Here is a 19371-nt window from a genome sequence, read left to right as displayed (position 1 = left end):
GGGTCCGCCGGCCGGCGACGGTCACTTGGCGCAGACGTTCTTGTCGTCGGCCTCGACCCTCTGAATGTCCTTCGGCGCCTTCGTCGGAGCGGAGATCGGTGTGCCGGCGCCCTTGAAGTCGGCGCCCAGCGTCAGGCTCATCTCCGCCTTCGGTTCGGCGTCCTTGGTGCCTTCCTTCATGGCGGAGGCGGGCAGCCCCATGCTGTCGGCCAGCCGACGCGCCTGGTCGGCCTGGTTGGGAGCGTACTCCAGCGTCGTCTTCTTCAGCTCTGACGGAGCGTTTCCGCCGTTGCTGGTGAGGAGCATCCCCTCGGTGTTCTGCATCCAGTCGACGGTCTCCTGGGCGGCGCCGAACTGCCCGCTGCCGTTGAGCACCTTGACCCGGACCTCGGCGGGATCGGACTTCGGCCCCTTCAGCCGCGCCGCCTGCTCGTCCTTGGCCGCCTTCTCCTTCTTCTTGACCTCGGTCAGGGACACGTCCTGACGGACCATGGAGAACAGCGGCTCGGCCTTGGTCTTGTCGAGCAGCACGGTCGCACCGTCGGTGTTGTCGACGACCGGGATGGTCGCGAAGGTGACGTTCTTGAGGTCGACCTTGCTCAGGTTCTTCCCCAGGGAGGCCAGCTTGGAGACGGTGCCGATCCCGGTGTCCACGGTGAGCGCCTTGGTGGCGGTCTGGGCCAGGTCCCACATCTTGCCCGGGCTGGTGAGCGTCCCGCTGTCCTTCATCTTGCGCATCAGCGAGCTCAGGAACTGCTGCTGCAGCTTGATGCGGTCCAGGTCGCCGCCGAAGCCGACGGCGTGCCGGGTCCGGACGAACGCCAGGGCCTGCTCGCCCTTGACCGTGTGCCGCCCCTTCTTCAGGTTCAGGTGCGACTTGGGGTCGTTGATGTCCTTGCCGAGGCAGATGTCCACCCCGCCGACCGCCGTGGACATCTCCTTGACCGCGTTGAAGTCGGCCATCATGAAGTGGCTGATGTTCAGGCCGGTGATCTTCTCCACCGTCTGCCAGGTGCAGTAGGGGTTGCGGCCCTCCTGGCCCAGGCTGGTGTTGAACCGCACCTCGTCCTCGCCCGGGATGGTCTTCTCCTGGCCGTCTTCCTTCACGGTGCAGTCCGGGACGTCGGTGATCATGTCGCGCGGGAAGCTCAGCACCGTCGCGTTCGACCGGTCCTCGGAGACATGGAAGAGCAGCGTGGTGTCGGCGTGACCGACGCTCCCCGCGTCGCCGTACCCCTCGTTGCCCTTGCCGTCGCGCCGGTCGGTGCCGATCAGCAAAATGTTCATCGGGCCGTCGGAGACCGCGGCGTTGTTCTCGCCGACGTCGATCTTGCTGATGTTGTTGTTGAGGTGCTGATAGACGAAGTACGCCGCGGCCGAACCGCCCACCAGCAGGAAGGCCAGGGTGCCACTGCCCCAGTACAGCGCCTTCTTCGTCTTCGACTTCTTCGGCTTCGGCTTGCGACGGCTGACCGGGCCGGTCTCCTTCTCCTTCTCCGACTCCCGTTTGGCCGCGCGGCGGCGTCCCCTCGGCTCGGAGTCGCCGGCGCCGTCACCGCTCGACGATCTGGTGACCCGTCGCAGCTCGGTGGTGTCCTCCGATGTCTCGGCGGGATTCAGCCGCAGCTCGTAATTGCCCGTATTCGGGTCGAACACCCACTGATCGGCTGGGTCGAAGTCACCCGCCCCGCCAGGGCCTTGCGCGTCCACGGTCGTCTGTGTCCTCCGTCGGTGCCACGCGGCGCCTCCCCCTCAAGGCGCTCCATCTGTCTTCGTGCAGTGCGCGGCCACCTCGTAGAGCGCACCGGATCGCTCACACTATCCGCCCGGATCAGCGTCAAGCGACGCCGGTGACAAATTCCACTTCCCTACAACTGGGCAATCTGCCCAATCCTTATCTCATCCTTCACGATTCGCGGGCCGCCCTTAACGTGCTTTTACTCGCAGATGCCGCGCGCGGCCGTCGTCCCTTGGTACGGGCTGAGGTTGCCGGCCTTCTGGTCGCCGCCCGTCGAGGCGGTGACGGTGTGGGCCACCGGCACCGGACGATCGAGCCGCAACTGCCGGAACAAGCGGTCCGCGTCGGGCTGCACGAGCTCATCCCGGTTCTTGTTGTACGTGTAGGGCTGCCGCGGAATCGTGAGGAACCGGATCTTCTCCCGCGGGATGTCCCGCACCCCGCGCACCAGCGCGTACAAATCCTTGAGCGAATCCAGCCCCGGATCCGTGGTCAGCGAGGACGTCGCCGCGTTGAGCACCGGGTACAGCTTGGCCGGATTGAGCAGCACACCATTGCTCTGCACTTTCTTCACAAGCGAGCCCATGAACTCCTGTTGTCTGCCGATACGCTCCGTGTCGCTGCCGTCGCCGATGCTGTACCGGGCGCGCACATAGCCCAGCGCCTGCTCCCCGTGGAGGACCTGACGGCCCGCGGGCAGCTTCAGATGTGCGTCATCGTCGTCCACGGGCTCCTTCAGGCACATCTCCACCCCGCCGACCGCGTTCACCAGCCGCTTGAAGCCGCTGAAGTCCACGATCAGATGGTGGTCGACGCGGATCCCGGTCAGCTTCTCGACGGTGCGGATCGAACAGGCCGCGCCACCGGCCTCGAACGCCGAGTTGAACTGGGCGAACCGGGCCTGGGTCCGCTTCCCGTCCGGCTGGTCGCAGGCCGGGATGTCCACCATCAGATCGCGGGGGATGGAGACGGCGGTGGCGCTCTTTCCGCCGGCCTGCAGATGCAGCAGGATCGTGGTGTCCGAGCGCTGGGTGCCGGTGTCCTTGCCGTACTTGCCGTTGCCCTTGCCGCCCCGGTTGTCGGAGCCGATCAGCAGGATGTTCTGCGCGTCCCGCACCACCGACACCGGCCGCTCGGCCTCGTACTTTTTCAGCTCGTCCGCGGTCCGGGTATCGGTGCGGATATTGCCGTCGAGGCGCTCGTAGAACCACCACCCCGCCCCGGCGACCGACAGCACCAGCATGGCCACGCCCAGCGCGAGAACACGCGGCCAGCGGCGCCTGCGTCTCGGCGCAGGCTCAGAGCTGTCGGTCGTCACGTCCGCGTCCTCCCACCCGTCTTCCGCCCGGGGGCGGAGCGGCATCGCATGCCGGGATACCGATTAACGGAACAGACATGCGAAGCCCGTACATGGTTGTACGTATCCGTAGATCATCGCGCGGGGTGGGCGGGCACGGCCCGTGGACTCGGCCCGCGGTCCGCCGGACGGGTCAGGGGCGGGAATGTCCCAGGTGGAGGGCGCTGTGGCTGTGGCCGTGGCCTCAGGGCGTGGTCGCGGTGACGCGCTCGCTCTCCTTGCGCCCGGCCAGCCCCTTCTCGTCCAGCCGGTCCAGATGGCGGCAGAGCACCACCGAACCGCCGGTGGCCAGCGGTGCGTACAACCCATACGACAGTCCCTCCCAGCTGTCGTACGCAAGCCCCGAGAGGATCCGCGAACCGGGCCCGAGCCCCTGCGCGGCGGCGTCGGCGTGCGCCCGCTCCACCACCTCCGCGCTCGTCAGCTCCACACCGCCGACGGTCAGCGCGGGCGCCTCCGGGTCCACGGGGGAGTACGGGGCGAAGCGGTCGCCCTGGCTGGGCACCTCCACGGCGTAGTCGGCGAACCCCTCCGGCAGCTGGGGGAACCGGCCGCCCAGCGGCTGCAGCGACAGCGCCACCCGCTCACCGGAGCACTCCCGTGCCTCCTTGAGGGTGTCCGGGCCGCTGACGACGAGATCGGCGGAAGCCGGGTCGCCCCCGATGTCCACGAGGACCCCGACCGAGGAACAGGCCACCAGCCACACGGCGGTCTGCCAGTGGGCGGGCAGCAGCAGTGCGCATCGGTCGCCCGGCGCGGCGGCCAGATCGTCCTGGAGCAGATTGGCGGTCTTCGCCACCCAATTGGCGAAGGTGGCCACGGAGAGTTCGACACGTTCGCCCGTGGCATCGTCGTAGAAGGTCACGAGCGGGCGGGGCGGGTCCGCGGCGAGCGCGGATCCCAGCAGGTCGGCGGGGGTGCGATCGGTGGCGTTCACGCGCGCAAGACTACGCGCCGAAGATGCGGAGCGGACGGGGTCGGTGGGGCTCGGCTCAGCGAACGGTCCACGACGTGGCCGCTCTTCCGAATGGACAGGTTTGTCCCCTTATGTAGACGATTTCAATCATGCGTGCATACCTGGCATCCTCGATCGGCGTCGCGTGCACCGCCGCCCTCGCCCTGCCCCTCGCCATCTACCCCGGCCCCGCCCACGCCCGGGCCGAGCGGATCGCCGCCCCCGGCTCCACGCAGTCGCTGCCGCTGCTTCCCCTCGCGGCGGACGGACTCGACCGGAGCGTGACCGCACCCGGCGGCGACGCACCCGGCGGCGACGCTTCCGCTCCGGCTCCGGCCCCGGCCGACCGGGGTGTCGCCGCGCCGCACGTACGGCCGTTCTCGCTCGTCGGCGTCGTCTGGGACCAGCCCTCCGCCGACCTCCGCGGCCGGGTACAGGTCCGCACCCGTGCGGCGGGCGGGGCGTGGTCGCCATGGCGCGAGCTGCTGCCGTACGGGGACGAGGCCCCCGATCCCGACTCGCCCGAACTCCGCGGCGTACGGGCCCACGGCGGCACCGCGCCGCTGTGGGTCGGCGAATCGGACGGCGTCCAGGCGCGGGTTCGGCCGGAAGGCGCGGTGGCGGCGGATGGGAGCGCGGGCGGGGGCGCCGGTGCGGACCCGGGTGCGAGTGCGGGTGCGGGCGCGAGTGCGGATGCGGACGGGGGCGCGGTCGCGGACGCGGGCGCCGGTGCCCGGGCGGCGGCTCTGCCGTCCGGGCTGCGGCTGGAGCTGATCGACCCCGGCGAGGCCCCGGCGCCGCCCCCGGACCGGGCCGTATTGCGCGCCCTTCCGGCGCATCCGGTGCCGACGGCGGGGGGTGCCGCGCCGGGCGCGAGGCCGTCGGCGAGGCCGTCGGCGGGGTCGTCCGGGAAGCCGTCCTGGGGGCCCTCCGGGCCCTCGAGGTGGTCCGCGAGGCCGTCTCCCGGGCCGTCCAGGCCATCCATCAGGCCCTCCAAGCCATCCGTCAGGCCGTCCTGGCCCTCCAGGTGGTCCGCGAAGCCGTCGGCCCCCAGACCCTCCAGGTCATCCGCCGAGCCACTGCCGTACCCCTCCGCCCACGCCACGCACGCCACCCCCTCCACGCCGCCGCCCGACGTACTCGCCGAGGAGGCGACCAAGGCGAACGCAGCCCGCTACAGCGCGCCGCGGCCCAGCATCGTCACCCGCGCGGGCTGGGGCGCCGACGAGAAGATCCGTGAAACGGGCCACGTCTACAGCAAGACCGTGAAGGTCGCCTTCATCCACCACACCGTGACGGGCAATAAGTACAGCTGCTCCCAGGCGCCCTCCGTTTTGCGCAGTATCTACCGCTACCACGTGAAGAGCCTGGGATGGCGCGATTACGGCTACAACTTCACCATCGACAAGTGCGGAAAAATCTACGAAGGCCGCTCCGGCGGTGTGACCAAAGCCGTACGCGGAGCGCACACGCTGGGCTTCAACACCAACAGCATGGGCGTCGCTGTCCTCGGTACTTTCTCCACCAAGAAGCCCTCCGCCAAGGCCGTGAAGGCCATCGCCAAGCTCACCGCGTGGAAACTGGGTCTCTTCAAGCGAAATCCGCGTGGCACCACGCATCTGGTGTCCGGCGGCGGCAACAAGTACAAAAAGGGCGCCAACGTAAAGCTCCATGTGATCGCAGGTCACCGCGACGGCTTCGCCACCGAGTGCCCCGGCAAGGACCTCTACAAGAAGCTCGGTTCGGTACGGAAGACAGCCGCCCGCCTCCAGGGGCGCTGATCAGGCGCGGTCCGGGGATCTGCATACACTGGCCGCCGACCGGCGAGCCCCAGCAGGAAGCAGAGACGTTACGTGACCATTGCGCCAGCAACGCCATCGCCAGAGGCGATCCTCCTGGTCGGCGGCAAGGGAACCCGGTTGCGCCCGATGACGGTGCACACTCCCAAGCCGATGGTCCCGGCGGCCGGCGTTCCGTTTCTGACCCACCAACTCGCCCGCGCCCGCGCCGCCGGGGTCGAGCACATCGTGCTCGCCACCTCCTATCTGGCGGAGGTCTTCGAGCCGTACTTCGGTGACGGCTCCGCGCTCGGTCTGCATCTGGAGTACGTCACGGAGGAGGAACCCCTCGGCACCGGCGGCGCCATCCGCAACGTCGCCTCCCGGCTGCGCTCGGGCCCCGACGACCCGGTGCTGATCTTCAACGGCGACATCCTCACCGGCCTCGACATCCGCGCCCTCGTCGACAACCACCGCACGACGGGCGCCGATGTCTCCCTGCACCTCACCCGGGTCCCCGACCCCCGCGCGTACGGGCTGGTGCCCACCGACGAACAGGGCAGGGTCACCGCCTTCCTGGAGAAGCCGCAGACCCCCGAGGAGATCGTCACCGACCAGATCAACGCGGGCGCGTACGTCTTCAACCGCTCGGTCATCGACACCATCCCCGCCGACCGCCCCGTCTCCGTCGAACGCGAGACCTTCCCCGGTCTGCTGGCCGCGGGCGCGCATCTGCAGGGCATGGTCGACTCCACGTACTGGCTCGACCTCGGCACCCCCCAGGCCTTCGTCCGCGGCTCCGCGGACCTGGTGCTCGGCCGGGCCCCCTCCCCGGCCGTCCCGGGGCGCTGCGGCGACCGCCTCGTCCTGGACAGCGCCTCCGTCGCGGGCGACGCCAAGCTGACCGGCGGCACGGTCATCGGCCCACAGGCCCGGGTGGGCGCGGGCGCGCGCATCGACGGCAGCACGGTGCTGGAGGGCGCCGTCGTGGAGGAGGGCGCCCAGGTGTGCGACTCGCTCGTCGGCGCGGGCGCGCGCATCGGCGCCCGTACGGTGCTGCAGGGCGCGGTGGTCGGCGACGGCGCGCTGGTCGGCCCGGACAACGAGCTGCGGGACGGCGTACGGGTGTGGTGCGGCGCGGACATCCCGGCGGGGGCGGTCCGCTTCTCGTCCGACCAGTGACGGGGGGCGCCGTAGGGCGGGTTGCCCTGAGGGCTCCGCTGTGTGCGGGTTCCGCTGTGTGCGGGTGCGGGTGCGGTGGTGGTTGCTGGGGTGCGCTTGCTGTTTGTGGTGGGTGGCGGGTGCGGGGCCTCCGGGGCGGCGCCCTGGACCGTATATTTACGGCGCCGTTGGCCGGGGGCGTTGGGTTGGTCGGGGATTGGCGCCACAAATACACGTAAGCGTCCAGGACACCACCCCTGCGGCCCCGCCCCCTCCCGTCTCGTCGGCGGCTCCCCGTCGGTGGCGTGAATTCGGCCTCTCCGGCGTTTGAGGAGCGGGGTCCGGGGCGGAGCCCCTCGTTTCGCAAGGGGTGTGGGGGCCCTTGCCCGAACCGAGGCCCTCCGAGGGCCTACATCGTCCGGAAGTCCCTGACCGCGAAGCGCGGCGCGCGGCGGGGCGGAGTGCGGCCGGACAGAAGGATCAGCCGGGTCGCACGGTAGCGCTGCCCCGCGTAGGGAGCCAGGAGTTCGAGCATCGCCTCGTCGTCCGCACCCCGCTCTCCGGTGAGCGCGTAGCCGACGATCTGCGGCAGATGCAGATCCCCGACCGTGATCGCGTCCGGGGTGCCATTGCTGCGCTGCAGGGTCTCCGCCGCCGTCCAGGGCCCGATGCCCGGGATCAGTTGCAGCCGGGCGGAGGCGGTGGCGAGGTCCATGGATGTGGCCTCCTCCAGTCGTCGGGCGACCCGGACGGCCCGCAGGATCGTCGAGGAGCGCTTGGTGTCCACGCCCGCGCGGTGCCACTCCCACGACGGGATCAGCGCCCAGGTACGCGGATCGGGCATGACCCGCATCCGCATCCCCTCGGCCGGGCCGGGCGCGGGCTCGCCATGGCGCTGGAGCAGCAGCCGCCAGGCGCGGTACGCCTCGACGCCGGTGACCTTCTGCTCGAGGATCGAGGGAATCAGGGATTCCAGGACCAGCCCGGTGCGGATGAGCCGGAGACCGGGGTGGCGGCGGTGCGCCTCGTGGACGAGCCGATGGCGGGGTACGAACGTGGAGGGGTCGTCGTCCGCCCCGAGGAGGGCGGGCAGGCCGTCCAGCAGCCACTCCGCACCCGGCCCCCAGGCCCTGCCCTCGACCTCCGCACCCTTGCGCGCGATCCGTATGGTCCCGGGCCCGGCCGGCGTCCGGCTCGCCCGCCAGAAGGCGCCGTCCGCGCCGACCTGAAACGCGGGATCCCCTGGGCCTCGCTGCAGCACGCCGAGGTTACGCGCGAGGTCGCAGGGCCCTGAAGGGCTCCAGGTACGTCTCACACACACCCCGCCACCCTACGACCCACGCGGGCCGGACAGGCGCCCGGTGTCACCGGGGGTGGGGGCCGCTCCCACGGGCTGAACGCACGACGGACAAACGGCCTGTGCCACCGGGGCGCGGACGCCGACGAGACGGAAGAGGGCGGGGTCGCGCCCACCACCACCCCCTCCCGGGCTGGATGTGGGAGGGGCAGGCGCCCGGTGCCACCGACGGGTGGCCGCGGGACGGCGGGAGGGGGCGGGGTCGCTCCCACCTCCGTCCAGCACCCGGCCTCCGGGCTGGATGTGGGAGGGGCAGGCGCCTGGTGCCACCGGTGGGGAGCCGCCGGTGAGACGGGAGGGGGCGGGGTCGCTCCCACCTCCGTCCAGCACCCGGCCTACGGGCTGGAGGTGGGAGGGGCAGGCGCTCTGTGCCACCGACGGGTGGCCGCGGGACGGCGGGAGGGGGCGGGGCCGCAGGGGTGGTGTCCTGGACGCTTACGTGTATTTGTGGCGCCAATCCCCGACCAACACAACGCCCCCGGCCAACGGCGCCGTAAATATACGGTCCAGGGCGCCGCCCCGGAGGCCCCGCACCCGGCACTCACCACACGCCCCACCGCGCCCCAAGTGCGCCCCGTCCCGAGGGCAACCCCGCGGCGCACCCCAGCAAACGCTCTCGCACCCGTGCCCCCACCCCGCACAACGCGCGCCCCCCTGCCCCCGCGCACACGACCCCACCGCACAACCGGCACGCGCAACCGGCACGCGCAACCGGCACGCGCAACCGCCACGCACGACCAGCCCGCACAACCGCTCCGCTCAGCTCACCCGCGGCATCGGCAACCTCGGACCCGCTCCCCGTACCCGCCCCCGTACCCGCCCCCGGACCCGCCCCCCGGACCCGCCCCCCGGACCCGAACCCCCCGCCCCGACGCCCTACCGCACCACCACGAACCCCTCGACCCCCCGCTCCGCCCGCGCCGCCGGCGGAACTGCCGCCTGGCCCACCGCGACCGTGCCCATCGGGTCCCAGTCGTCCGGCAGGCCCAGTACCTCACGCACCACCGGGCGGCAGAACATCGTGGACGACACCCACGCCGACCCCAGCCCCTCACCCGCCAGCGCGACCAGCAGGTTCTGCACCCCGGCGCCCGCCGCGACCACGAACATCTCGCGCTCCGCCGTGTTCCGCCGCGGGTCGGGGTAGGTGTGGGCGCCATCCGCGACCAGGCACGGGACCACCAGGTACGGCGCCTTGCGCAGCACATCGCCGCGCCGCACCCGCTTGGCGATGCTCTCCTCCGAGAAGCCGTCCCCCCGCAGGTCGGCGATCCAGGCATCCCGCATCGCGTCCAGCAGTCGCGTCCGCGACTCCTCCGACTCCAGCAGGACAAAGCGCCACGGCGTCGTATGGTGCGGCGCCGGCGCCGTGACGGCGGCGGCGACCGCGCGCCGCACCGCCGCGCCGTCCACCGGCTCGTCGGTGAACTCCCGGACCGTACGGCGCAGCGTCACGGCCTCCCGTACGGCCTCGGAGGTGCCCAGCCGGAACATGTCGTCCGCGGCGCCGCGCACCAACGCCCGCGCACCTTCATCGACCCCTTGCCCGTCAGACCCGCCAAGCCCATCCGGTCCACCAAACCCACCGAACCCATCAGACCCGCCCGCCCCATCAGACCCGCCCGCCCCATCAGACCCGTCGACCAGCCCCTCGAACGCCACCACCTGCGGAAGCCCCCGCAGCACCGCCACCGGCAACCCATCGGCCTTGCCCTTGACCAGGTCACCCGCCGCGGCCAGCTCATCGGCGGTGGCGACGATGGTCGCGCTCAGCGCGTTTCCGTACGCGTCGACGCCGCCGCGCAGATCGTCCAGGACCCGCACCCCCGCGGCCCCGATGGCGACGTCGGTGACCCCGGTCCGCCAGGGCCGCCCGAAGGTGTCGGTGACGATGACGCCGACCTCCACGCCGAGCACTTCCCGCAGCCCGGCCCGGATCGCCCGCGCCGAGGCGTCGGGGTCCTCGGGGAGCAACAGGACCGTCCCGGACGGGGTGTTGGAGGCATCGACCCCGGCGGCGGCCATGACCAACCCGTGCCGGGTCTCGACGATCCGGGTGCGGCCGCGCCGCGCCACGACCCGCACCGTCTCGGCGTCTATGGCCGCCTCGCGGTCGGTCGCCTCGACGACGCGCCCCTCCGCCTTGCTGACGATCTTGGAGGTGACCAACAGCACATCCCCGTGCGCGAGCCCGGGCAGCCCACCGGAGGTCGCGGCGTCGGCGATGAGCTTGGCGAGGTCGTCACCGGGCCGCACCTCGGGCATACCGGGCAGGGCCCACACCTGATACGACGGCAGCTCCCGCGCCGCGTCCCCCGACATGCCACCCGCCCCGTCCCGCAACGCGCTCATCCCCGCACCTCTTCCGCCAGCATCAGCGCCTCGGCCGCCATCGCCGCCGTGGCCTTGAGGTCCGTCATCATCAGCGGGATCGCCCGGCAGCGGATCCCGGCGGCCTCGACCTCATCGACCGCGCCCGCGTCCACGGTGTCGACGAGCCAGCCGTCCAGCAGCCCGGAGCCGTAGTGCTTGGCGACGGCGGCGGCGGTGGACTCGACGCCGACGGCGGCGAGCACCTTGTCGGCCATGCCGCGCACGGGCGCGTCGCCCACGATGGGGGACAGGCCCACGACCGGGATCCCGGCGTCGGCGATGGCCTCGCGCACACCGGGCACGGCGAGGATCGTGCCGACGCTGACGACCGGGTTGGACGGCGGGAAGAGGACGACGTCGGCGTCGGCGATGGCCTCCAGGACGCCGGGCGCCGGTTTGGCCTGGTCGGCGCCGACGGGAACGACGGCGTGGGCGGGCACGGAGGCGCGCAGCCGCACCCAGTACTCCTGGAAGTGGACGGCCTTACGGCTCTCGCCGTCCGGGGCGTCCGGGTCGTCGATCAGGACGTGGGTCTCGACGCGGTCGTCCGTCATGGGCAGCAGCCGCACCCCTGGCTGCCACCGGGCGCACAGCGCCTCGGTGACGGCGCTCAGCGGATAGCCCGCGCCGATCATCTGCGTACGGACTATGTGCGTGGCGAAGTCGCGGTCGCCGAGGCCGAACCACTCGGGCCCCACCCCGTACGCCGCCAGCTCCTCCTTGACGGTGAAGGTCTCGTCGGCCCGGCCCCACCCCTGCTCCTCGTGGATGCCACCGCCGAGGGTGTACATCACGGTGTCGAGGTCGGGACAGACCTTGAGACCGAAGAGGTGGATGTCGTCGCCGGTGTTCCCGATGACGGTGATGTCGGCGTCCGGAGCCGCCGACATCAGACCGCGAAGGAAACGGGCGCCGCCGATACCGCCTGCCAGAACCACAATGCGCATGGGAGACAGTCTGGCAGCAGCCCCGGACATCGCGGGCGTTCGGGGCGGCTCAGCGACCCGGGGCGCCCAGCGTGCCGGGGGCCGCGACAGGGGCGGCGGGGGCGGACAACTCGGCGCTTTGGGTGGGGTGCAGCGGCATCTCGGTCAGCCCGGGGAAGTAGATGTGCAGGCTGACGGCCGGTTCGAGGGCGTCGTTGACGACGTCGTGCACATAACCGGGCGCGAAGACGCGCTGTGCGCCGGCGCGCAGCGCATGCCGCACGCCGCGCGTTCCCACCCGTTCGGTGAGCTCGCCCTGGAGCACGGTCAGCACCCCGGAGGAGCGGCCGTGGTCATGGGCTCCGCTGCCCTGTCCGGGCACCCAGCTGAGCAGCCACACCTCATAGCCGGGGCCGGTGCGCAGCCGGTGGTACCAGCGGCTGGTGGCGTCGTACTGGACGAGGGATGCCCAGCCGTCGCGGTCGGCCGCGATGGTGCGGGCCAGGCCCGCGAAGGCGGAGACGGTGGAGGGGTGCGCGGGTACGGGCGGCAGCAGATGCGGGATGGCGAGCGGGTCACCGGCGATCTGGACGTCGCTGTTCATGGCGGGGGTTCCTCGGCGGGAAGGGCGCGGAGAGGTGCGCCTTGGGGAGGCGGTAAGGGCGCGAAGTGCGGTGCGAACGTGGTCTCAGGACGAGACGCCGTAGGCGAAGCGAGGGAAACGCGGAGAAAGCTGGAGCTCGGAGGGCATCAACAGCTCGAACAGCGACAGCGAGCCTGCACGGCGCAGCGGAACCCGTGGTCACGGGTCGGCAGGGGCGCGTGGGTCACTGACATGCGACCAAGGAGACCCGGATCGCCGCGCGCTGTCAACTTGATCTCACGTTTCAGCTCAAGGTTCACCTCATCCGGTCGCTATGGAGGCAGAAAGGTTTGTGCGCGCGTTGTACCGGTGAGACGGCGCATCAACGCGCATCAACGCGCACCACCCCCGCACGACCCCTGCACGATCCCCGCACGACCCCTGCGCCACCCCGCCCCATCTCCCGTGCGATGCAACGGGACCGGCGTCGGTGGCGTCCTCCTCGGTGAGCGTGAGAGGAGGGACTCGGGCGTCGGATGGGGAAGGTGTCGCGTTTAGGCCGATTTGAACACTTTCCGCGCAGCCTTGGTTCCGCAGAGTGAATAAGAGGCCCAATAGCAGATCTCGGCTTGACTGGCCCGGATCGGCACACTTGTAATTTCACTCGTGTCGTTCTGCCGCTTCATCGACGGCATCAGGCACGGGGACGCAAAGACAGACGAGGGGCGCACATGACCGAGTTGTTCCAGCAACTGCTGGTCGAAGAGGCGGACGAGGAGCTCGGTTGGCAGGAGCGCGCGCTGTGCGCCCAGACCGATCCGGAATCGTTCTTCCCGGAAAAGGGCGGATCCACCCGTGAGGCGAAGAAAGTCTGCCTCGCCTGTGAGGTCCGTTCCGAGTGCCTCGAGTACGCCCTCGCCAACGATGAGCGGTTCGGCATCTGGGGTGGTCTGTCCGAGCGCGAGCGCCGCCGACTGAAGAAGGCCGCCGTCTGACACCCGCCGCGGGACCCGTCCGACTCGCCGGACCCGTCGGTCCCGTCGACCCGTCGGTCCCGTCGACCCGTCGGACCTGTCCGAGCGGTCGGCCCCGGCGGCTTGTGGGCCCCGTCGACCCGTCGGCGCATGGGCCCCGCCGGCCGCGCCGACTCGTGGCGCCCGTCGGCCCCGTCCGGCTTGAGGGCCCGTCAGCCCTGCCGGAACCGTATGACCCGCGCTGCCATATCCGCACAGTTCGCGGCGGAGTGAGCCACCGCGACCGGTCCGCCCCCCGCCCGCATGGTGACGGGAGGCGGACCGGTCGCATACACAGCCGTTAGTGTGGGGCCCCGTCCGAGACGCTCCAACGCCCCCAGGGGGCGCGCGTCCACCGCAGTCCAGCGAACCGGGGCCCGTACCTCGATGTCCGTGCACAGCCACCAGGCGGCCCAATATCCGGCCGCCAACGCCGCGTTTGCGCCCGCTCAAGAACCGGTTCAGACACCGGCCTATCCGCGTCATGTCGTCACCGCCGTCCTGGTCGCCCACGACGGCGCCCGCTGGCTGCCCGACGCGCTGTCCGGTCTGCTCGGCCAGGAGCGCCCAGTCCAGAGCGTCGTCGCGGCCGACACCGGCAGCGCCGACGACTCCGCCCGGCTGCTCACCGAGGCCCTCGGCGACGAGCGGGTGCTGCATATGGCGCGCCGCAGCGGCTTCGGCACGGCCGTCGCCGAGGCGGTCCGTACGGCGCCGGTGCTCGGCCCCGAGGAGCTCACCTACCTCAAGCGCCCCAGCGGCTGGGACCCCGTCAACCGGACCTGGCGCGACGACGCGTACGACCTGCCGGAGCTGCCGCACGGCGAGCCCGTCCAGTGGCTGTGGCTGCTGCACGACGACTGCGCGCCCGAGCCCGACGCGCTGGCCGAGCTGCTGCGGGTCGTCGACGCCGAGCTCACCGCCAACCGCGAGCCCGCGATCGTCGGCCCCAAGCTGCGCGGCTGGTACGACCGCCGGCAGCTGCTCGAAGTCGGCGTCAGTATCGCTCGCAGCGGCCGCCGCTGGACCGGACTGGAGCGGCGCGAGCAGGACCAGGGCCAGCACGACCAGGTGCGCCCCGTGCTGTCGGTGTCCAGCGCGGGCATGCTGGTGCGCCGCGATGTGTGGGAGGAGCTGGGCGGTTTCGACGCCCGGCTGCCCCTGATGCGGGACGACGTCGATCTGTGCTGGCGTGCCCAGGCGGCCGGCCACCAGGTGCTGATCGCTCCGGACGCCGTGCTGCGGCACGCGGAGGCGTCCGCGCGCGAGCGGCGGCCCATCGACTGCGTGGGGCGCTCCGTGGCGAACCCCCATCGCGTGGACAAGGCCGGCGCCGTCTACACCCTGCTGGTCAACACCCGTGGCGCGCTGCTGCCCTATGTGATGCTGCGGCTTCTGTTCGGCACGCTGCTGCGCACCCTGGCCTATCTCGTGGGCAAGGTGCCGGGGCAGGCCCTGGACGAGGTCGCCGGTCTCTTCGGCATCCTGTTGCGGCCGGGGCGGATCCTCGCCGCGCGCAAGCGCAGAGGCCGCCCCGCGGCGGAGCCGAGCGAGCTGAGGCCGCTGTTCCCACCGCCCGGCGCGACCGTAAGGGCGACGGTCGAGCAGGTCGCCAGCAATATAGGCGGCCGTTCCGAGCCCGAACTGTCCTCCGGCGGGCGGCACGGCGCGGTCGAGTCCGGGCCCGGCGGCGATGACGCCGACTTCCTGGAGATCGAGCAGTTCGCCCGGCTCAAGCGGATCGCGCGCAAGCCCGGTCCGATGCTCTTCCTCGTCCTGCTGGTGGTCTCGCTGGTCGCCTGCCGGGATCTGCTCGGCGCGGGCGCGCTCGCGGGCGGCGCCCTGCTGCCCGCGCCCGCTCATGTCTCCGAGCTGTGGTCGAGCTATGTGGACGGCTGGCATCCGGTCGGCACCGGCGGAACGCAGTCCGCGCCGCCGTATCTGGCCGCCCTCGCCGCGCTGGGCACGGTCTTCCTGGGCTCCACGGGCTTCACGCTGACCCTGCTGCTGGTCTGTTCGGTGCCGCTGGCCGGGTTCATCGCGTACTTCGCGTCCCGGCCGCTGGTCGAGTCCCGGCTGCTGCGCGCCTGGGGAAGCGTCGCGTACGCCTTCCTCCCGGCCGCGACCGGGGCGCTCGCGGGCGGGCGGCTCGGCACCGCCGTGCTCGCCATACTGCTGCCGCTGATGGCCCGGGCCGCGGCCGCCGCGAGCGGGTTCACCAGCAATGGGACGCGGCTGCCGAGCTGGCGGGCGGCGTGGGCCTACGCGCTGCTGCTGACGTTCACCATGGCCTTCACCCCGGTCGTCTGGCCGATGGCGCTCCTCCTGGGCGCCGGCGTGCTCGTCCTGCGCCACCGGCAGAGCGGCACCGAGCAGCTCATGGGGTACGGGCTGCGGTTCCTGACCGTGGTCGTCACCCCGCTCGTCGTGCTCGCCCCCTGGTCGCTGGATCTCCTTACCGACCCCGCCCGCTTCCTCGAGGAGGCCGGGCTGGACCGCGGCGCCGGTTCGGCGTCCGCCCTGGATCTGCTCGCGCTCAGCCCCGGCGGCCCCAAGGGCGGCGGCACGCTGGCGCTGCTCGGTTTCGTCCTGGCCGCCCTCGCCGCCCTGATGCGCGGGGAGCGGCAGACGGTGGTGCGCACCGCGTGGGTCGTGGCGCTCACCGGCTTCCTCTTCGCGGCGTTCACGGGCGGCTCCGGCTGGGCCGGGCCCGCGACCCTCGTCTACGGCCTGGCGCTGCTGACCGCCGGTGTGGTCGGCGCCGAGAACGCGCGCGAGCGGGTCGCGGCGCAGAGCTTCGGCTGGCGCCAGCCGGTGGCGCTGCTGATCGCGGTCGCCACGGTCGCCGCGCCGCTGTACGCCGCCGTCAGCTGGATGGTGAGCGGCGCGGACGGCCCGGTGGGGCGGCGCGACCCCTCGCAGGTTCCGGCGTTCGTGGCGGCGGAGAGCGCCACCGAGGACCAGGCCCGCACTCTGGTGCTCGGCGGCGGCAGCAGCGCCGCCCATGCCGACTACGCCCTGGTGCGCGGCTCCGGCGCCCGGCTGGGCGAGGGCGAACTCGCGGCGGCGGGCGGCGCCGACACCCGGCTCGACGGTGTCGTGGCCAATCTGATCGCGGGCTCCGGCGCCGACCAGACCCGGCAGCTCGGCGGCTACGCGGTGCGCTATGTGTACGTCCAGAAGGGCGCGCCGTCCGAGATGGAGCGGGTGCTGAACGCGACCCCGGGCCTCACCCAGCTCAGCCGGGAGCACGGCGGGGTGCTGTGGCGGGTCGACCAGCGGGTCTCGCGGGTCTCCATCGTCCCGGCGGAGTCCTCGGGCCGCCCGGCGGGCGGGGCGGCGGCCAAGCCGGTGCATGTGGCGTCCGGCCCGGTCGAGGCGCACACCACGGTGCCGGACGGCGCGGCCGGGCGGGTGCTGCGGATCGCCGACCGGTCCGCGCCCGACTGGCAGGCCACGCTCGACGGCAAGCCGCTGAAGGCGACGACGGTCGACGGCTGGGCGCAGGGCTTCGAACTCCCGGCGACCGGCGGCCGGTTGGACCTCACCTACGACACGCCCATCACGCATACCGCGTGGGTGTGGGCGCAGGGGCTGCTCGCGGTCGTGCTGCTGGTGCTCGCACTGCCGGGCCGCCGGCGGAACGTCGACGACGACCTGCCGGACGCGGAGGCCGCGGCCGCCGTCATCACCGCCGAGGACCTGGCGGGCGACGGACGCCGGGCGCGGCGGCTGCGGGCCGCCGCGGAGGCGCAGGCCGTACAGGCCGAGGCCACCCAGGGGCGGCCCGAGCCGGATCCGGCCGCCGCGGACGCCGTGCCCCCGCGGCCGGACGAGATCCCCCCGCAGCCGGGCGAGCCACCGCTGCGGCCGCTCGCCGAACCGGCCGCCATGGGCGACCCTTACGGCGACCGGGCGGCGGCGAACGACCCTTACGGCGACCAGGCGGTGGCGAACGATCCGTACGGCGACCGGACGGCCGCCGGTGACCCGTACGCGGCGGTGCCGCATCAGCAGCAGGCCGTACCGCACCAGCAGCAGTACGGGCAGCAGTGGGACGCCCAGACGTACGCCGACGCCGGATACGGCCAGTACCCGGCCGATCAGTACCAGGGGGAGCAGTACCAAGGCGAGCAGTACCAGGGCGAGGGCTACCCGGGTCAGTACCCCGGCGGCCAGTACCCGGCCGGTGACTACCAGGGCGGCTATCAGGACACCGGCTACCCGGCGGGCTATCAGGAGGGCCAGTACCAGGAGGGTCAGTTCCAAGAGGGCCAGTACCCGGCGGACCCGTACGCGGGCGGCCAGTACACCGACCCTTACGGCTACGACCAGCAGCAGCCCTACCCCGACGGCGGCCACCCCCCGCAGGGCGATACGACGTACGGCGGCGCCGACCCCGAGGACCGCCGCGACGGGAGCGAGCAGCAGCGATGAACCGCACCACCCTGTCCCTGATCGGCGCCGCCACGGCCCTGGCCGCCGTCACCGGCGTCGCGGCCCTCACCGGGGGCTCCTCCGATGACACGGACTCCGCCGCGAAGGCCGCCACCCGGCTGCCCGTGCAGCGCTCGACGCTGCTGTGCCCGACGCCCTCCTCCTCGGAGGTGAGCGGCACCACCTACACCGCCTACACGCCCAAGCGGGACGGCGTGGACGCCAAGGACGGCACCGCCGAACTGCTGCCCGCCCAGAACCCCGCTGATGACGTGGCGGATCCCGGCGGCGATGACGGCGGTAAGGACGACGAGAACGGCAAGGACGACAAGAAGGGCGGCCAGGCGTCCCCGGGCGGCGGCAAGCCCGTACTGCCCCTGAAGGAGCCCGGGAAGCCCGTCACCACCGACGTGGACAGCGAGGGCGCCCCCGCGCTCATCGGCACCGCCGACGGCCGCTTCGCGCCCGGCTGGACCGTCCAGCAGACCACCACGATCGACGCGGGCAGCGGACGCGGCATCCTGGGCACCGCGTGCACCGCCCCCGACACGGACTTCTGGTTCCCCGGCGTCAGCACCGACAAGAACCGCCAGGACTTCGTCCACCTGACGAACCCGGACGACGCCGCCGCCGAGGTGGATCTGAAGCTCTACGGACCGAGCGGTCGGCTGAAGCCCTCGACCGACGAGTCGATCACGGTCCCGCCGCGCTCCACCGTGCCGGTCCTGCTCTCGACCCTCACCGAGCAGCGGGCGGCCAGTGCCTCGCTCCGCGTGACGGCCCGCACCGGCCGGCTCGGCGCGGCCGTACAGGCCGTGGACCAGAAGGCGGGGAGCGACTGGCTCCCGGCCTCCGCCGTGCCCTCGACGAGCGTGGCGATCCCCGGCATCCCCAAGGACGCCACCTCGGCGCGCCTGGTCGTCTTCGCGCCCGGGGCCGACGACGCCGACCTCAAGGTGCGGCTGGCCGGGCCGAACAACTCGATCACCCCCGCCGGCCATGAGTCACTGCACGTCAAGAGCGGGATGACGACCGCGATCGACCTCGGCGACGTGACCAAGGGCGAGCCCGGCTCGCTGCTGCTCACCCCCGAGGGCGGCGACGGTCCGGCGACGCCGGTGGTGGCCGGGCTCCAGGTGACCCGGGGCAAGGGGAGCGACCAGGAGACGGCGTTCATCCCGGCGACCGGCGCGATCGAGCGCAGCGCCACCGCGGCCGACAACCGCACCAAGGGCTCGACGCTCTCCCTGGTGGCGCCGGGAGCGACCGCCAAGGTGCGGATCACCGCCTCGGCGGGTGCCGGCGGCGGCAGCCCGGTCAGCAAGACCTACGAGGTCAAGGGCGGCACCACCCAGGCGCTGGAACCGCCGCACCCGGCCTCGGGCAAGGGCCCGTACGCGGTGACGGTCGAGCGGCTCTCCGGCGGCCCGGTGCACGCCTCGCGGATGCTGGCGCTGCCGCAGGGCGGGGTGCCGATGTTCACGATCCAGCCGCTGCCGGACGACCGGGGCATGGTCGCGGTGCCCGAGGCGGGCCAGGACCTGTCCCTGCTCAACGACGACTAGAGCCGCGCCTGGGGACGGCTAGGGCCGCACTCGGGGGCGTCTGGGGGCCGCTCCTGCGCCCTGGGGCCCTGCGGCCCGCGCCGGGGCCTGCCACGGGGGTTCGCGGCCCGCGCCGGAGCCTGCCAGGG

At 72.5% G+C, this 19371-nt stretch carries 12 protein-coding genes; 5 read left to right on the top strand and 7 right to left on the bottom strand.

Annotated elements, in window-relative coordinates; translation table 11 throughout:
- Positions 1-21 precede the first annotated feature (21 nt).
- The 3 genes from BLV72_RS12905 to BLV72_RS12895 form a co-directional block, all read right to left on the bottom strand.
- Positions 22-1710, bottom strand: a complete 1689-nt coding sequence (locus tag BLV72_RS12905) for an LCP family protein (protein WP_093462335.1) — start codon at positions 1708-1710, stop codon at positions 22-24.
- A 227-nt stretch (positions 1711-1937) separates the two neighbouring features.
- Complete coding sequence (locus BLV72_RS12900) at positions 1938-3056, bottom strand: LCP family protein (protein WP_093462333.1); 1119 nt, start codon at positions 3054-3056, stop codon at positions 1938-1940.
- A 223-nt stretch (positions 3057-3279) separates the two neighbouring features.
- Entirely contained in the window at positions 3280-4032 is a 753-nt protein-coding gene (locus BLV72_RS12895) for a TIGR03089 family protein (protein ID WP_093462332.1), read from the bottom strand.
- Between the two features lie 128 nt (positions 4033-4160).
- On the opposite strand from BLV72_RS12895, the gene BLV72_RS12890 reads away from it, so the two are divergent.
- Both BLV72_RS12890 and manB read left to right on the top strand, forming a co-directional pair.
- Positions 4161-5831, top strand: a complete 1671-nt coding sequence (locus BLV72_RS12890; protein WP_093462330.1) for a peptidoglycan recognition protein family protein — start codon at positions 4161-4163, stop codon at positions 5829-5831.
- 72 nt (positions 5832-5903) lie between these two features.
- The gene (manB, locus tag BLV72_RS12885; RefSeq protein WP_093462329.1) at positions 5904-7010 is read left to right on the top strand and encodes a mannose-1-phosphate guanylyltransferase; all 1107 of its coding nucleotides are present in this window, start codon (positions 5904-5906) and stop codon (positions 7008-7010) included.
- A gap of 388 nt (positions 7011-7398) precedes the next feature.
- Here the strand turns inward: manB and BLV72_RS12880 are convergent, their stop codons facing one another.
- The 4 genes from BLV72_RS12880 to BLV72_RS12865 form a co-directional block, all read right to left on the bottom strand.
- Positions 7399-8310: a DNA-3-methyladenine glycosylase family protein gene (locus BLV72_RS12880; protein ID WP_093462327.1), complete on the bottom strand. Its 912-nt coding sequence runs from the start codon at positions 8308-8310 to the stop codon at positions 7399-7401.
- Positions 8311-9222: 912 nt separating this feature from the next.
- Positions 9223-10698: a coenzyme F420-0:L-glutamate ligase gene (locus tag BLV72_RS12875; protein WP_425288372.1), complete on the bottom strand. Its 1476-nt coding sequence runs from the start codon at positions 10696-10698 to the stop codon at positions 9223-9225.
- Complete coding sequence (gene cofD, locus BLV72_RS12870; protein WP_093462323.1) at positions 10695-11666, bottom strand: 2-phospho-L-lactate transferase; 972 nt, start codon at positions 11664-11666, stop codon at positions 10695-10697. The genes BLV72_RS12875 and cofD overlap by 4 nt, the downstream gene beginning before the upstream one ends.
- Positions 11667-11715: 49 nt before the next feature.
- Positions 11716-12249, bottom strand: coding sequence for a cysteine dioxygenase (locus BLV72_RS12865; protein WP_093462321.1), 534 nt, complete (start codon positions 12247-12249; stop codon positions 11716-11718).
- Positions 12250-12959: 710 nt separating this feature from the next.
- Between BLV72_RS12865 and BLV72_RS12860 the strand changes: the two genes are divergently transcribed.
- From BLV72_RS12860 to BLV72_RS12850, 3 genes are all read left to right on the top strand, one after another.
- The gene (locus tag BLV72_RS12860; protein WP_004952403.1) at positions 12960-13223 is read left to right on the top strand and encodes a WhiB family transcriptional regulator; all 264 of its coding nucleotides are present in this window, start codon (positions 12960-12962) and stop codon (positions 13221-13223) included.
- A gap of 405 nt (positions 13224-13628) precedes the next feature.
- Positions 13629-17678: a glycosyltransferase gene (locus BLV72_RS12855; RefSeq protein WP_093462319.1), complete on the top strand. Its 4050-nt coding sequence runs from the start codon at positions 13629-13631 to the stop codon at positions 17676-17678.
- Positions 17675-19243 carry a DUF5719 family protein gene (locus tag BLV72_RS12850; protein ID WP_093462317.1) on the top strand — a complete coding sequence of 523 codons (1569 nt, stop codon included), beginning with the start codon at positions 17675-17677 and terminating at the stop codon, positions 19241-19243. Before BLV72_RS12855 ends, BLV72_RS12850 begins: the two co-directional genes overlap by 4 nt.
- Positions 19244-19371: the final 128 nt, after the last annotated feature.

Origin of the sequence: Streptomyces melanosporofaciens, from assembly GCF_900105695.1 — a bacterium.
Classification (GTDB): domain Bacteria; phylum Actinomycetota; class Actinomycetes; order Streptomycetales; family Streptomycetaceae; genus Streptomyces; species Streptomyces antimycoticus.
Note: the sequence above shows the minus strand (reverse complement) of the source record. Positions and strands in the feature narration are given on the sequence as shown.

Coding starts and splice junctions, on each gene's coding strand:
- BLV72_RS12875 (WP_425288372.1), bottom strand. CDS start 10,698: ATGAGCGCGTTGCGGGACGGGGCGGGTGGCATGTCGGGGGACGCGGCG.
- BLV72_RS12865 (WP_093462321.1), bottom strand. CDS start 12,249: ATGAACAGCGACGTCCAGATCGCCGGTGACCCGCTCGCCATCCCGCAT.
- cofD (WP_093462323.1), bottom strand. CDS start 11,666: ATGCGCATTGTGGTTCTGGCAGGCGGTATCGGCGGCGCCCGTTTCCTT.
- BLV72_RS12890 (WP_093462330.1), top strand. CDS start 4,161: ATGCGTGCATACCTGGCATCCTCGATCGGCGTCGCGTGCACCGCCGCC.
- BLV72_RS12860 (WP_004952403.1), top strand. CDS start 12,960: ATGACCGAGTTGTTCCAGCAACTGCTGGTCGAAGAGGCGGACGAGGAG.
- BLV72_RS12850 (WP_093462317.1), top strand. CDS start 17,675: ATGAACCGCACCACCCTGTCCCTGATCGGCGCCGCCACGGCCCTGGCC.
- BLV72_RS12855 (WP_093462319.1), top strand. CDS start 13,629: ATGTCCGTGCACAGCCACCAGGCGGCCCAATATCCGGCCGCCAACGCC.